This is a genomic window from Pantoea sp. sgz302252 (genome assembly GCF_047713085.1).
In the GTDB taxonomy this organism is placed as follows: domain Bacteria; phylum Pseudomonadota; class Gammaproteobacteria; order Enterobacterales; family Enterobacteriaceae; genus Scandinavium.
The window spans coordinates 84,232-97,716 of sequence record NZ_JBLFJW010000007.1; the positions used below are offsets into that span (position 1 = coordinate 84,232).

Below are 13,485 nucleotides of genomic sequence, written 5' to 3' on the forward strand. Positions count from 1 at the left end.
GCAAATTTCGTAAAGTTAACCCAGTATATGCGCTGCCAGCCCGTGCTGTCTTACGGAGATCAAGAATGAGAAAAACAACGTATGAAGAAGAACGAGTTCGTCACCCAGGATCTGCTCAGTAAAATTTATCAGCACAGCGAAGGCGGCCCGTGCAAACTGCCTCCGGAGCGGCAACTGGCCGAGGAATGTTTCACCGTGCGTCAGGCGCTGGAAAAACTGGCGAGTATTGGGGTGGTCAGAATTGTTCAGGGTTTGGGGGCGTGGATTCACGAACAGGCGCGGAATAACCCGCTGGTATTGCGCATGTACTGATCCTGATCGAACCAGGCGCCGGAAGAAGGGTTTTCGGGATCGTATCATTCCGTTGGCGTGCCGCCATAAAAAAAACCACTGGGGATCACCGAACCCGCGCTGTCCGGCGTGGCTATCGCGCTGGTGCTGTCCTTCACGCTGACGACAGTGCTGGTGGGGCGCGAGCAGCGGTAATGTGCCATTGCCGGGTGGCGGCTGCGCCTGACCCGGCCTACGTTTCTATGTTGCATTGTAGGCCTGCGCAAGCGTAGCGCCGCCAGGCAGCTCCTTTTTCTTAATAAATAACCCTGATTTATTCAGGGTTGATCTTGTTCAGGCGTCGGCGTATTTTATTGTTATGTTATACTATAACAATTGAGGTTCATCATGAAAGCCGACATTCATCCGCACTATCGTACCGTGGTGTTTCACGACACCAGTGCTAACGAGTACTTTAAAGTGGGCTCGACCATCAGAACGGACAGAGAGATTGAGCTGGAAGGCGAAACGTATCCGTACATCACCCTGGAAGTGTCGTCCAAATCGCACCCGTTTTACACCGGGAAGCAGAAAACCTTCTCCAGCGAAGGCAGTACAGCGCGCTTCCGTCAGCGTTTTGCTGGTTTCCTTAATGCGAAACGAGGCTAACCATGCAGGTGCTTAACTCACTGAAGAGCGCGAAACAGCGCCATCCGGATTGCCAGATAGTCAAACGCAAAGGGCGGCTGTACGTCATTTGCAAAAGTAACCCCCGCTTTAAAGCTGTGCAGGGGCGTAAGAAAAGACGTTAACGTTTTGGCTGTCGCCAACTTTCCAGGGAACTTACCTGCTTGCCGTCGGGACCAAAATTCCCGGCGGCAAGCCATTTCTGCATAGCATGGTCGATTTCGGGCCACTCGCTATCAATGATCGAGAACCAGTCGGTATCCCGGTTGTGCCCTTTAATCACCAGCGCCTGGCTGCCAACGGGCTGCCCCGTGTTTTTGTCGATCACTGCAAAATGAATCGGGTCCTGCAGCGCAGCAATACTTGCCACCCACGCCTGATAGCTTTCAACGTTTGTATCCGGTTCACGCAGTAACCATGTCCAGTTGCGCGTATCTTCTGCCAGTTGATAAGCTGAGAACAGTGCTTGCGCATGGTGTTCAGCCAGCGGCTCCAGCCTGCACAAACGGCCTTCAAGGGGGACTCGTTGTGGATGTTGACGCGGTTGCCAGTCCGGAAGGGCATCGCCCACCGGCTGACCAAACTCATTATTCTGACTCATACTCACTCCTTTTATGAACGCTCGCCTGCAGAATAGAGATAAGATGGTTCCCTAAAAAGAACCATTGACGGGCATTGTGGTGGTACCACGAGGAGAGGCGATGAACATTCCGCAGGACGCTTTCTACACCTGCCGTCCAGGCTGGTACAACTGCCACCGGGCATCCGGCGCGATTCCCCTGCCTTTATGTTCACGCCTGGCACTTCGGCGGTGAACTATTTTCCGCTACCGCTGTGGCGATGTTTGCTGGATCGCGTGTTGAGGGAAGAGGGTAGCACGCTGCCTGGTTACGGTGAATCGGGCCTCTGTGCACGGCAATTGCCCGCCACCTGGCGCTGTTGGCGTTCGCGCGCGCCTCTTGCCGCGCTGAGTCGTTATTACCTCGACGCTTCCAGTGGAAAAACGGGCTTTGTGTTGGGGGACGGCAATACGTCCGCATCCCAGTTTATCTCTGGAATGCGGACGCTGAATAAGCTTATTGCGCAGTCTCGGCGCGGGCGAGGGTGAAGATATCGTAGAACGACAGCTCGCCTTTGGTCGCCATCATTTTCTGTAATTGGCTTTTCTGCGGGTCGGCTACGCGAGGGGAATGCAAAATGCGCTCGATGAGCTCATCTGGCACAAAGCGAGTGTTGTACCACTCGCCGTTATAGCAGACGCGAAAATCCAGCACGTCGATATCTTCGTAGCGGTAACGCGGGGCGACGTCGAAAAAGAAAAAGCCGTTGAGGACGATAAACAACACCACCAGTAGCCACAGGGAATCCGCCAGCGTTTCTGAACGATGCATGACGATGTACGTCGCCAGAAAGCCGAGATACATCGCCAGGAACAGCCCAGGGAAGCGGCGAATAAAGCTGATGCTAAAGCGCGGACGATTATCGCGTTTCTCGGCGCTGTTTAATTCTTCGATGGTATTGGTAAGCAGTCGCTGGATTTCGGCCATCTGCGCCCTCTGTTATGCCTGAATCGGGTGATGCCCTATTTTAGGTTGCCGTGATTCAGGCGGAAAGTAACAGTTTGGTTGCAGAAAAGCATAACAGTCAGTTGAGCATTTTAATGATTTGCGCCGGATTGCCACCGACCACCGCATTCGCCGGGACATCTTTCACCACGATAGCGCCGGAAGCAATCACCGCATTATCGCCGATGATGACGCCAGGATTGATCACCGCACGTCCGCCAATCCAGACATTGTGGCCAATCGTCACGGGTTTGCCGAATTCGGCTCCGCCTACGCGTTCCTGCGCATCGAGGGGATGAGTGGCGGTGTAGATATGTACGCCGGGCGCAAGCATACAGTTGTCGCCGATATGAATCGGGCAGACGTCGAGCATGATGCAGTCAAAGTTGGCGTAGAAGTTGCGACCGAGGAGAATGTTGTAGCCGTAGTCACAGCGGAAAGTGGGTTCGATATAAGCGCCATGCTCATAGCCCAGTAAGTCGCTGAGCAGGCTGCTACGTAACGCTTTCTCTTCTGGCGAGGAAAGGTTGTAGCGATGCAAAATTTCTCTTGCCCGCAAACGATCGGCCCGGAGGGTGACGTCACCCGGACGATACAGCTCTCCAGCGAGCATTTTGCGTTTTTCTTCACTCATGTGATTCTCCTGTTAGCGAGAGAGTCACAGTATAAGGTCTACGGCAATCAGGGAACGTTCCCTGCGTTGCCGTGTGACATTTGTCACACTGCCATCTGTACGCTTGAGGGAGACAGATAAGGACGTGTCTTTTTTTAGCTGACAGGGATAATTAACGTATAAATTTCCACACAGAAGAAGGGATTTTATCGTACAGCTTATTCATGGTCAGTTCGGCCAGACGGTGATCTGCCGCTGAGTAAAAAACAGCCAGTTCGTTATCGGAAAGTTCATATTTATTTTTTTCAATAACACGTTCCAACGTATCAATAGTCTGACAACGTCGCAGACGCATCAAATAATCGGTTTTTGTTAAAAGTTTATCTGACATCATTTTACCTTTTTGGTTGTAATAATTTTAACAAGAATGACTTACAGGATTCGCTCGGCTGACGTTGATGAAGCAACGGAAAAGTCTGTTACCCGATTTACGCCATTTCTGCAGGTCGTCAGCATTAATGCCATAGTTACTGAACAGCATAAAGGTATCGTCCAGATATTCATCAATTTGCGCGATCAATTTATTGTCTTCATCATACTTAATTTTGTAATTAAGTGCGAAGGTGGCTATATGCTCGATCAGTTCATTAAGCTGAAGATTAAGCGCCGACGTCGGGTCATTGACCCAGCCAGTTCGGTTTTCTTCAAGGTTAACCAGACAATCATGATACAGGGTTTCGCAGAGAAATTTAAGCTGCGCAATATCATGTCTTTTTGGCGAGTATTCGTCCATAGCGCATCCCCTTATGATAAACCAACAAACACCGTGTGGGATGGATACAACTGTCTGACCCGGAACATATGCTTCTATCCTGACACTCTAACTATAATCCACTCTGAAAAAGATTTCACCGCGCTATTACGAAAAATTACAATTAGCGTTATTTCGGACATTCAGCTTGCGTAAATCTTAAGCATTTCTAATGCCTGAAATTTTAGGTTTCGCTCACTAAATATGCTGTTGGACGCTTAGTTTTCATTAGCTTATGTTTATCTGAGGGCAATGAATGCGTGTGAAATTTCTTAGTGACTTAGCAAACTATTCTTAATGGCTTAGCAAGCTAAGAATATTCCTAAGCAAGTTCAGATAAAAATCAACGTTATCGCTTATAGCTACGGAAAAAGTGTCAGAATATTAAGATTATATCCCTGATGTTTGTTGTGGAGATATAAACAGAGAGGCAATACGTGCGATTTTAGTGGGATTGAAGAGATAAGAAAGGGCCGCGAATGCGGCCCTTGAGAGTGATGACAAACCTCTAACGAATGAGATTTGTCATAGGGTACCGAATAAAAAAACAAGGAAAATCAATTTATTGATTTTCGGCTGATAACCACAAAGAAGGAAAAACCACGCTTTTTCCTTCTTTGTCAGCAGTCTGAAGGGCCGCGAATGCGGCCCTTTGTCGTTATGGCTTAGCCAAATTAACGGTGTTCAACCGGGTGGTTATGTTCCAGATCATCGTTCTTTTTACTGAAACGACGACGAACAACCACAAAGAACACTGGCACGAAGAAGATAGCCAGTATGGTCGCGGTGATCATCCCGCCCATTACGCCAGTACCTACGGCGTTCTGTGCGCCGGAGCCTGCACCGGAGCTGATAACCAGCGGCATTACCCCGAGGATAAACGCCAGCGAAGTCATTAGAATCGGGCGCAGACGCATGCGCACCGCTTCCAGCGTTGCTTCAATCAACCCTTTACCTTCTTTGTCCATCAGGTCTTTGGCGAATTCCACAATAAGTATCGCGTTCTTTGCCGACAAGCCAATGGTTGTCAGCAGGCCTACCTGGAAGTACACGTCGTTAGTCAGGCCGCGGAACGTCGCCGCCAACAGCGCACCGATAACGCCAAGTGGAACGACCAGCATAACGGAGAACGGAATAGACCAGCTCTCGTACAACGCCGCCAGACACAGGAACACGACAATCAGTGAAATCGCATACAGGGCAGGGGCCTGGTTACCGGACAGGCGCTCCTGATAGGACATACCGGTCCAGTCGTAGCCCACACCGGTTGGCAGTTTGCTCGCCAGTTCCTCCATCAGCAACATCGCTTCACCGGTACTTTTACCTGGCGCTGCCTGACCGAGGATTTCCATCGATGGCAGACCGTTGTAACGCTCCAGACGCGGTGAACCGTATTCCCAACGTGAAGTGGAGAAGGCGGAGAACGGCACCATCTGTCCATTACTGCCGCGAACATACCAGTTACCAATATCACTCGGCAGCATGCGGTATGGCGCTTCGGACATCAGATACACTTTTTTCACGCGGCCACGGTCAACGAAGTCGTTGACGTAGCTTCCGCCCCAGGCGGCACCTAGCGTAGTGTTAATGTCGCTAATAGACACGCCCAGAGCCTGTGCTTTTTCCTGATCGATATCGATTTTAAACTGCGGCGTATCTTCCAGACCGTTCGGACGCACGCCGACGAACACATCAGGATGCCTGGCAATTTCGCCAAACAGTTGATTACGTGCCTGAGTCAGTTTTTCGTGGCCGAGACCTGCCTGGTCAATCAGCTGGAAGTCAAAGCCGGTTGCCGTACCCAGTTCAACGATTGCTGGGAGGTTGAAGGCGAACACCATCGCATCTTTAATCTGCGAGAAGCGCGCCATCGCTCGACCGGTAATGGCCTCGACCTTGTTCTCATCGCCGGGTCGTTGGCTCCAGTCTTTCAGCGAAACGAAGGCGATACCGGTGTTCTGGCCACGACCAGCGAAGCCGAAGCCGTTAACCGCGAACACGGATTCCACGTTGTCTTTCTCTTTGTTGAGGTAGTAATCGGTCACCTCATCGAGCACTTTTTGCGTACGCTCCTGGGTGGCACCCGCTGGCAGCTGCGCCATGGTCAGGAATACCCCCTGGTCTTCATCTGGCAAGAACGAGCTTGGCAGACGTACGAACAGGTAGGCCATGCCGACCACAATGATGATATAGAGCAGCAGATAACGACCGGTGCTGCGCAGAATGTTGCCCACGCTGTCGGTATAATGGTGCGTGCTCTTATCGAAGATGCGGTTAAACCAGCCGAAGAATCCTTTATGCTCGCCATGACCGCCTTTCTGAACGGGCTTGAGCATGGTGGCACACAGTGCAGGCGTCAGGATCAATGCAACGAGTACCGACAGTGCCATCGCTGAAACAATCGTGATGGAGAACTGACGATAAATCGCCCCGGTGGAACCGCCAAAGAATGCCATCGGGATGAATACCGCTGACAGCACCATCGCGATACCGACCAGCGCGCCCTGAATCTGGCCCATGGATTTACGGGTTGCTTCTTTTGGCGGCAGCCCTTCTTCGGCCATCACACGCTCGACGTTTTCCACCACCACGATGGCGTCATCCACGAGCAGGCCGATGGCGAGCACCATCCCGAACATCGTCAGGGTGTTTATCGAGTAGCCGAAAATGGACAGGACCGAGAACGTCCCCAGCAATACGACCGGTACTGCGATGGTCGGGATCAACGTCGCGCGGAAGTTCTGCAGGAACAGATACATCACGAGGAACACGAGGATGATCGCTTCGACCAGCGTTTTCACTACTTCATGAATGGAGATCTTCACGAACGGGGTGGTGTCGTACGGGTAAACGATTTTCAGACCTGACGGGAAGAACGGCTCCATGTGTTTCAGTTCAGCGCGGATAGCATCGGCAGTGTTCAGCGCGTTCGCGCCAGTTGCCAGTTTTATCCCCAAACCGGATGCCGGTTGGCCGTTGAATTTGGCGACAACGTCGTAGTTCTCACCGCCAAGCTCAATTTTCGCCACGTCACGCAGGCGGACCTGCGAACCGTCCGGGTTTACTTTCAGCAGAATTTTGCCGAACTCGTCGGTATTGGTCAGACGGGTTTGCGCCACAATTGAGGCGTTCAACTGCTGGCCTTTCACTGGTGGCGTGCCGCCTAACTGACCGGCTGCAACCTGGGCGTTCTGTGCTTTCAGCGCGCTGATAACGTCGACAGGAGTCAACTGAAAGTTATTCAGTTTATTCGGATCCATCCAGATACGCATTGCGTACTGAGAACCGAACAGCTGAACATCACCGACGCCGGAAGTACGGCTGATAGGATCTTTCATATTGGCCGCAACGTAGTCGGAGATATCGTCCTGGGTCATGGTGCCGTTGGTGTTAATCACCCCGACAACCATCAGGAAGCTGCTGGACGCTTTCTCAACGCTCACGCCTTGCTGCTGAACTTCCTGCGGCAGAAGCGGCATTGCCAACTGCAATTTGTTCTGCACCTGGACCTGCGCGATATCCGGATCGGTACCGGATTCAAAGGTCAGCGTGATGGTGGCTGTACCCGTCGAGTCACCGTTGGAAGACATGTACATCAGGTTATCGATACCGTTCATGTTCTGTTCGATAACCTGTGTCACCGTGTTCTGCACGGTTTCAGCATCCGCTCCGGGATACATCGCCGTGATGGCAATTGCCGGTGGCGCAATCGTTGGGTATTGCGCTATGGGCAGTTTGAGGATCGCAAGTCCCCCTGCCAACATGATAATAATGGCGATCACCCATGCAAAAATGGGGCGATCGATAAAGAAATTAGGCATGTCTTAACGTCTCCTGTTTAAGTTAAGACTTAGGCTGTTCTGACGCGGCATGACCTGGGGTTTGCTGCTGATTGTCAGAAGTGACTTCTTGCGCTTTGACCTGGGCGCCCGGTCTGACTTTCTGTAAACCGGTAATGATGACGCGATCGCCTGGCTTCAGACCGTCGGTCACCAGCCATTTGTCACCAATCGCCTGAGTGGCGGTAATCTGGCGAACTTCCACTTTGTCACCTTCACCGACAACCATCGCACTGGCATCACCGCGTGGTGTACGAGTGACGCCTTGCTGAGGAACCAGCAAGGCTGTCGGGTTCACGCCTTCTTCCAGTTTCGCCCGGACGAACATGCCCGGCAGCAGGGTATGATCAGGGTTCGGGAAGATAGCGCGCAGGGTAATAGACCCGGTGGTCTGGTCCACGGTGACGTCAGAAAACTCCAGCGTGCCGCTCTGCGAATAGGTAATGCCGTCCTGAGTCACGAGGTTGACTTTCGCTTTGCCGTTTTCTTGTTTCAGCGAGCCGCTAGCCAGCTCTTGTTTCAGACGCAGGAAATCGTTGCTGGACTGGGTCACGTCGACATAAATCGGGTCGAGCTGTTGAACGGTTGCCAGTGCATCGGCCTGACCATTCTGGACCAGCGCGCCTTCAGTGACAGACGATTTACCAATACGACCGCTGATGGGCGAGGTCACTTTGGTGTACGCCAGGTTAATACGTGCCGTTTCTGTCGCCGCTTTGGCTGCCACAACGGCGGCATTGGCCTGTTGAGCGTCTGCCAGCGCAGTATCATAATCCTGCTTACTGATGTACTGGGTCCCTACCAGCTTCTGATAGCGGCTTACGGTCAGTTGCGCGATTTTTGCAGCGGCTTCAGCTTTCGCTAAATCGCCTTTCGCGCTGTCCCAGGCAGCCTGATAGGTTGCGGGATCAATCTGATACAAAGACACCCCAGCCTGAATATCGCTGCCTTCTGTAAAGTTACGTTTCAGGATGATGCCACCCACCTGAGGGCGAACTTCTGCGATACGGAAAGCACTGGTGCGGCCAGGTAATTCAGTCGTGATTTGGAGAGGTTCGGTTTTGAGCGTCACCACGCCAACTTCTGGCGTCTGGGCCGCGCCCTGTTGAGCCTGTTTATCGTCACATCCTGTAAGCGCTAAGCTGCCTGAAAGCATCAGAACGACCGCCAGAGGCGTTAACCCTCTGTTTTTGTTCATATGTAAACCTCGAGTGTCCGATTTCAAATTGATCAATGGATCAAATGTCCACAAACCCATTGCTGCTTTATATTATGGTCGTACTATGGTACATACATTCATAAATGTATGTAAATCTAACCTCTGTAAATTCACTAACCTATGGCACGAAAAACCAAACAACAAGCGCTGGAAACACGGCAACACATTCTTGATGTTGCCCTGCGTTTGTTTTCTCAACAGGGGGTATCATCCACCTCGTTGGCCGAGATTGCAAAAGCGGCTGGCGTGACCCGCGGTGCAATATACTGGCATTTCAAAAACAAATCAGATCTCTTCAGCGAAATCTGGCAGCTCTCGGAGCTTAGCATCGACTCATTAGAAACAGAGTATCAGGCAAAATTCCCCGGCGATCCACTCTCAGTTCTTAGGGAGATTCTAGCTTATATTCTTGAAGCTACAGTGTCAGAGGAGCGCCGACGTCTGCTAATGGAGATAATCTTCCATAAATGTGAATTTGTCGGCGAAATGGCCGTGGTGCAGCAGGTTCAACGCGACCTCTGTCTGGAGAGTTACGATCGCATCGAACAGGCCTTACAGTCATGTATGGATGCCGGGCAGTTGCCCGCGGATTTATTGACCCGGCGTGCGGCGATTCTGATGCGTAGCTATGTTTCCGGAATTGTTGAAAACTGGCTTTTTTCGCCGGACTCTTTCAATCTGAAAAAAGAAGCCCGTGCTTACGTGGACGTGTTGCTCGAGATGTATCAGTACTGCCCGACGCTGCGGGCGGGTTCCACGAAGTAAGGCGTGAACGAGTCCGAGAATTTTCCTGGTGAGATCTGCTATTCGACGCCAGGCAGAAATGCTATTCTCTGGCGGCACTTGTCCCCGGTTATTCCGGTCCTGAACTCATTCATGTCGACACTATGCTGCACAACATTTTCTGGCGGAAGCCACTTTCCGCATTCATTATTGTTTTGGTCTTTTTCTTTGGCGCCATGGGGACCAGCCAGGCACGAGCGCAAAACAGCAGCGATCTTCCCGATCGCGCCGATGTTCAGAAACAACTGACCTCGCTCACCGGGAAAAAAGAACTCACGCCTCAGGATAAGCTCATTGAGCAGGATCTGTCAGACACCCTGCAACTGCTCGACAAAATCGATCGGGTAAAGGATGAGACCAGCCAGCTTAAGCAGCAGATTGATCAGGCTCCGCTGAAAATGCGTCAGGCGACAGACAACCTGAATGCCTTAAGCGAGCTTGATAACGACGACGAAACCCGCAAAACGCTGAATCAGCTCTCCGTACGCCAACTGGAAGCACGCATTTCAGACGTTCTGGACCAGTTGCAAACCGCACAAAACGATCTCGCGACCTATAACAGCCAGCTGGTTTCGCTGCAAACGCAGCCAGAGCGTGTGCAGAACGCGATGTATAACGCCTCGCAGCAGTTACAGCAGATTCGTAATCGACTCAACGGCACGACGGTGGGCGAAGATGCGCTGCGTCCCACTCAGCAAACCATGCTGCTGGTGCAGCAAGCCTTGCTGAATGCCGAACTCGATCAGCAACGCAAAAGCCTTTCAGGCAATACCGCGCTGCAGGATGCTCTGCAAAAGCAACGAGACTATGTGACTGCCAACAGCAACCGCCTGCAACATCAGCTTCAGCTCTTACAGGAAGCGGTGAACAGCAAACGCCTGACGCTGACAGAAAAAACGGCGCAGGAAGCGGTTTCTCCGGATGATGCCGCCCGTATTCAGGCCAACCCGCTGGTGAAACAGGAGCTTGATATCAATCATCAGCTCAGCGAACGCTTGATCAAAGCGACCGAAAATGGCAACCAGCTGGTACAGCAAAACATCCGTGTGAAAAACTGGCTCGACAGGGCGCTGCAGTCCGAACGTAATATCAAAGAACAAATTTCCATGCTCAAAGGCAGCCTGCTGCTGTCGCGCATTCTGTATCAGGAACAACAAACGTTGCCTTCCGCCGATGAGCTGGAAGACATGACCAACCGCATCGCGGATTTGCGTCTTGAGCAGTTTGAAGTCAACCAGCAGCGTGACGCGCTGTTCCAGAGCGATGATTACGTGTCGAAGCTGGAAGAGGGGCATACCGGCGAAGTGAACGACGAAGTGACCGATGCATTAACGCAGGTTGTTGATATGCGCCGTGAGCTGCTGGATCAGATGAACAAACAGTTGGGTAACCAGCTGATGATGGCTATCAACCTGCAGGTGAACCAGCAGCAGCTGATGAGCGTATCGAAAAGCCTGCGTTCCATTCTGACTCAGCAAATTTTCTGGGTGAACAGCAACAAGCCGATGGACTGGGGCTGGATCAAATCTTTCCCGTCGGCGCTGAAAGACCAGTTCAGCAAAATGAAGCTGACCGTTAACTGGCAGAAAGCCTGGCCTGCGGTCTTTGTCGCTTTCCTCGCCGGATTGCCGCTGTTATTGATTGCCGGGCTAATTCGCTGGCGGCTGAAATGGCTGCATAACTATCAGGCAAAGCTGGCTTCAGAAGTCGGGCAACTGCGTAACGACAGCCAGTTGCACACGCCGAAAGCGATTCTTATCGACCTGATTCGCGCCCTGCCGGTGGTGATGCTCATTCTCGCGGCAGGGTTGATTCTGCTGACCATGCAGTTGAACGTCAGCGATCTGCTGTGGGCATTCAGTAAAAAACTGGCGCTGTTCTGGCTGGTGTTCGGCGTGTGCTGGAAAGTACTGGAAAAAGACGGCGTTGCCGTGCGGCATTTCAACATGCCACCGCAGCTGACCAGCCACTGGCGTCGGCAGATTGTGCGTATCAGCCTGGCGTTGTTGCCACTGCATTTCTGGTCCGTTGAGGCGGAGTTGTCTCCGCTGCATCTGATGGATGACGCGCTGGGCCAGTTTGTTATTTTCCTCAACCTGCTGCTGATAGCCGTGCTAATCATGCCGATGTGCCGCGACGCCTGGCGTGATAAAGAGTCGCATAGCCTGCGTTTGCTCACCATCACCGTACTGGCGATTGTGCCTGTCGCGCTGCTGGTGTTGACGGCAACGGGGTATTTCTACACCACGCTGCGTCTGGCGGGGCGCTGGATTGAAACCGTCTATCTGGTCATCTTGTGGAACCTGCTTTATCAAACCGTTCTGCGCGGTCTGAGCGTTGCGGCTCGCCGTATTGCTTATCGCCGTGCGCTGGCTCGCCGTCAGCATCTGGTGAAAGAGGGCGCTGAAGGGGCGGAACCGCAGGAAGAACCGACCATTGCGCTGGAAGACGTAAACCAGCAAACATTGCGCATCACCATGCTGGTGATGGTGGCGCTGTTTGGCGTGGTGTTCTGGGCTATCTGGTCGGATTTAATCACCGTCTTCGCTTATCTCGACAGCATTACCCTGTGGCATTACAACGCCAGCGAGGCGGGGGCAGAGGTTATCCGCAACGTCACGCTGGGCAGTATTCTGTTCGCGCTGATCTCGTTAGCGGTCGCCTGGGCGTTGATTCGCAACTTGCCGGGTCTGCTGGAAGTGCTTGTGCTCTCGCGTCTGAACATGCGTCAGGGCGCATCTTATGCCATCACCACCATTCTGAATTACGTCATCATTGCCGTCGGGGCGATGACGGTCTTTGGCTCACTTGGGGTGTCATGGGACAAACTGCAATGGCTTGCTGCTGCGTTGTCAGTCGGTCTTGGCTTTGGTTTGCAGGAGATTTTCGGGAACTTCGTTTCCGGTCTGATCATTCTGTTCGAACGTCCGGTGCGCATCGGCGATACGGTCACCATCGGAACGTTCTCGGGTTCTGTTAGCAAAATTCGTATTCGTGCCACGACGATTACAGATTTCGACCGCAAAGAAGTCATCATCCCGAACAAAGCGTTCGTGACCGAGCGCCTGATCAACTGGTCGCTAAGCGATACGATCACCCGCGTAGTTATCCGCCTTGGTGTGGCGTATGGGTCAGATCTCGACAAGGTGAAAGAAGTCCTGCTGAAAGCCGCCAACGATCATCCAAAAGTGATGCACGAGCCGGAACCATCAGTCTTCTTCACCACCTTTGGCCCAAGCACGCTCGATCACGAGCTACGCCTGTATGTGCGTGAGCTGCGAGATCGCAGCTATACCGTCGATGAACTGAACCGTACCATTGACCGCTTGTGCCGCGAGAACGGCATCAACATTGCCTTTAATCAGCTTGAAGTGCACCTGCGCAACGAGAAGGGTGATGAAGTGAGGGAAGTGAAGCGTGAAGTGAAAGGGGACGATCCGACGCCTTCTCAGGCATAGCACCCGCTTTTTCCCCCTCTCCCTCTCCCTCAGTGACATGGGGGCGTCTTCTTTTGACTCCCTCTCTCTCAGGGAGAGGGCAGGGGAGAGGGTGAATCTCCCTGTAACTTACGCTCAAAATCCCGCTTCACCATTTCTAAAGCACTCAGCACCGTTTCCGGGGCCAGTGCGTGCTCTTCCAGCAACATAATTAAATCCACAGCCAGCTTCACATCATCCGGGGCGTTTTCCAGCGACATC

13 protein-coding genes and 2 pseudogenes are annotated in these 13,485 nt (G+C 52.4%); 6 read left to right on the forward strand and 9 right to left on the reverse strand.

Annotated features, from left to right (window positions below; genetic code table 11):
- Positions 1-81: 81 nt before the first annotated feature.
- A pseudogene (locus ACLW56_RS07400) lies at positions 82-297 on the forward strand (GntR family transcriptional regulator); the annotation flags it as partial.
- A 59-nt stretch (positions 298-356) separates the two neighbouring features.
- On the opposite strand, the gene ACLW56_RS07405 reads toward ACLW56_RS07400, so the two are convergent.
- The gene (locus ACLW56_RS07405; RefSeq protein WP_330983149.1) at positions 357-494 is read right to left on the reverse strand and encodes a hypothetical protein; all 138 of its coding nucleotides are present in this window, start codon (positions 492-494) and stop codon (positions 357-359) included.
- A 184-nt stretch (positions 495-678) separates the two neighbouring features.
- Here ACLW56_RS07405 and ACLW56_RS07410 point away from each other — a divergent pair, with 184 nt between their 5' ends.
- Together ACLW56_RS07410 and ykgO are read left to right on the forward strand one after the other, a co-directional pair.
- Positions 679-939: a type B 50S ribosomal protein L31 gene (locus ACLW56_RS07410; protein ID WP_330983150.1), complete on the forward strand. Its 261-nt coding sequence runs from the start codon at positions 679-681 to the stop codon at positions 937-939.
- 2 nt (positions 940-941) lie between these two features.
- Complete coding sequence (gene ykgO, locus ACLW56_RS07415) at positions 942-1,082, forward strand: type B 50S ribosomal protein L36 (RefSeq protein ID WP_049847774.1); 141 nt, start codon at positions 942-944, stop codon at positions 1,080-1,082.
- On the opposite strand, the gene ACLW56_RS07420 is transcribed toward ykgO, so the two are convergent.
- On the reverse strand, positions 1,079-1,558 hold the full coding sequence (locus tag ACLW56_RS07420; protein WP_330983151.1) for a hypothetical protein: 480 nt from the start codon (positions 1,556-1,558) through the stop codon (positions 1,079-1,081). The genes ykgO and ACLW56_RS07420 overlap by 4 nt on opposite strands.
- 129 nt (positions 1,559-1,687) lie before the next feature.
- Between ACLW56_RS07420 and ACLW56_RS07425 the strand changes: the two are divergent.
- A pseudogene (locus tag ACLW56_RS07425) lies at positions 1,688-1,896 on the forward strand (PLP-dependent aminotransferase family protein); the annotation flags it as partial.
- A gap of 137 nt (positions 1,897-2,033) precedes the next feature.
- Here the strand turns inward: ACLW56_RS07425 and ACLW56_RS07430 are convergent.
- From ACLW56_RS07430 to acrA, 6 genes are all read right to left on the reverse strand, one after another.
- Positions 2,034-2,504 carry a YlaC family protein gene (locus ACLW56_RS07430; protein ID WP_330983152.1) on the reverse strand — a complete coding sequence of 157 codons (471 nt, stop codon included), beginning with the start codon at positions 2,502-2,504 and terminating at the stop codon, positions 2,034-2,036.
- A gap of 97 nt (positions 2,505-2,601) precedes the next feature.
- On the reverse strand, positions 2,602-3,156 hold the full coding sequence (gene maa, locus ACLW56_RS07435; protein ID WP_330983153.1) for a maltose O-acetyltransferase: 555 nt from the start codon (positions 3,154-3,156) through the stop codon (positions 2,602-2,604).
- Positions 3,157-3,307: 151 nt separating this feature from the next.
- Entirely contained in the window at positions 3,308-3,526 is a 219-nt protein-coding gene (locus ACLW56_RS07440; protein ID WP_330983154.1) for an HHA domain-containing protein, read from the reverse strand.
- Between the two features lie 27 nt (positions 3,527-3,553).
- On the reverse strand, positions 3,554-3,928 hold the full coding sequence (tomB, locus tag ACLW56_RS07445) for an Hha toxicity modulator TomB (RefSeq protein ID WP_330983155.1): 375 nt from the start codon (positions 3,926-3,928) through the stop codon (positions 3,554-3,556).
- 692 nt (positions 3,929-4,620) lie between these two features.
- Positions 4,621-7,767: a multidrug efflux RND transporter permease subunit AcrB gene (gene acrB, locus ACLW56_RS07450; protein ID WP_330983156.1), complete on the reverse strand. Its 3,147-nt coding sequence runs from the start codon at positions 7,765-7,767 to the stop codon at positions 4,621-4,623.
- A gap of 22 nt (positions 7,768-7,789) precedes the next feature.
- Positions 7,790-8,983: a multidrug efflux RND transporter periplasmic adaptor subunit AcrA gene (gene acrA / locus ACLW56_RS07455; protein WP_330983157.1), complete on the reverse strand. Its 1,194-nt coding sequence runs from the start codon at positions 8,981-8,983 to the stop codon at positions 7,790-7,792.
- A gap of 141 nt (positions 8,984-9,124) precedes the next feature.
- On the opposite strand from acrA, the gene acrR reads away from it, so the two are divergent.
- Both acrR and mscK read left to right on the forward strand, forming a co-directional pair.
- Positions 9,125-9,769: a multidrug efflux transporter transcriptional repressor AcrR gene (gene acrR / locus ACLW56_RS07460; RefSeq protein WP_330983158.1), complete on the forward strand. Its 645-nt coding sequence runs from the start codon at positions 9,125-9,127 to the stop codon at positions 9,767-9,769.
- A gap of 122 nt (positions 9,770-9,891) precedes the next feature.
- Complete coding sequence (mscK, locus tag ACLW56_RS07465; protein WP_330983159.1) at positions 9,892-13,245, forward strand: mechanosensitive channel MscK; 3,354 nt, start codon at positions 9,892-9,894, stop codon at positions 13,243-13,245.
- A gap of 68 nt (positions 13,246-13,313) precedes the next feature.
- On the opposite strand, the gene rsmS is transcribed toward mscK, so the two are convergent.
- Positions 13,314-13,484, reverse strand: a complete 171-nt coding sequence (gene rsmS, locus ACLW56_RS07470) for a pleiotropic regulatory protein RsmS (protein WP_330983160.1) — start codon at positions 13,482-13,484, stop codon at positions 13,314-13,316.
- Position 13,485 lies beyond the last annotated feature (1 nt).

Bases quoted from the DNA above. Each gene is read 5' to 3' on its own strand.
- acrB (WP_330983156.1), bottom strand. From the start codon at position 7,767: ATGCCTAATTTCTTTATCGATCGCCCCATTTTTGCATGGGTGATCGCC.
- acrA (WP_330983157.1), bottom strand. From the start codon at position 8,983: ATGAACAAAAACAGAGGGTTAACGCCTCTGGCGGTCGTTCTGATGCTT.
- tomB (WP_330983155.1), bottom strand. From the start codon at position 3,928: ATGGACGAATACTCGCCAAAAAGACATGATATTGCGCAGCTTAAATTT.
- maa (WP_330983153.1), bottom strand. From the start codon at position 3,156: ATGAGTGAAGAAAAACGCAAAATGCTCGCTGGAGAGCTGTATCGTCCG.
- mscK (WP_330983159.1), top strand. From the start codon at position 9,892: ATGCTGCACAACATTTTCTGGCGGAAGCCACTTTCCGCATTCATTATT.
- ACLW56_RS07420 (WP_330983151.1), bottom strand. From the start codon at position 1,558: ATGAGTCAGAATAATGAGTTTGGTCAGCCGGTGGGCGATGCCCTTCCG.
- ykgO (WP_049847774.1), top strand. From the start codon at position 942: ATGCAGGTGCTTAACTCACTGAAGAGCGCGAAACAGCGCCATCCGGAT.
- ACLW56_RS07430 (WP_330983152.1), bottom strand. From the start codon at position 2,504: ATGGCCGAAATCCAGCGACTGCTTACCAATACCATCGAAGAATTAAAC.
- rsmS (WP_330983160.1), bottom strand. From the start codon at position 13,484: ATGTCGCTGGAAAACGCCCCGGATGATGTGAAGCTGGCTGTGGATTTA.
- ACLW56_RS07405 (WP_330983149.1), bottom strand. From the start codon at position 494: ATGGCACATTACCGCTGCTCGCGCCCCACCAGCACTGTCGTCAGCGTG.
- ACLW56_RS07440 (WP_330983154.1), bottom strand. From the start codon at position 3,526: ATGTCAGATAAACTTTTAACAAAAACCGATTATTTGATGCGTCTGCGA.
- acrR (WP_330983158.1), top strand. From the start codon at position 9,125: ATGGCACGAAAAACCAAACAACAAGCGCTGGAAACACGGCAACACATT.
- ACLW56_RS07410 (WP_330983150.1), top strand. From the start codon at position 679: ATGAAAGCCGACATTCATCCGCACTATCGTACCGTGGTGTTTCACGAC.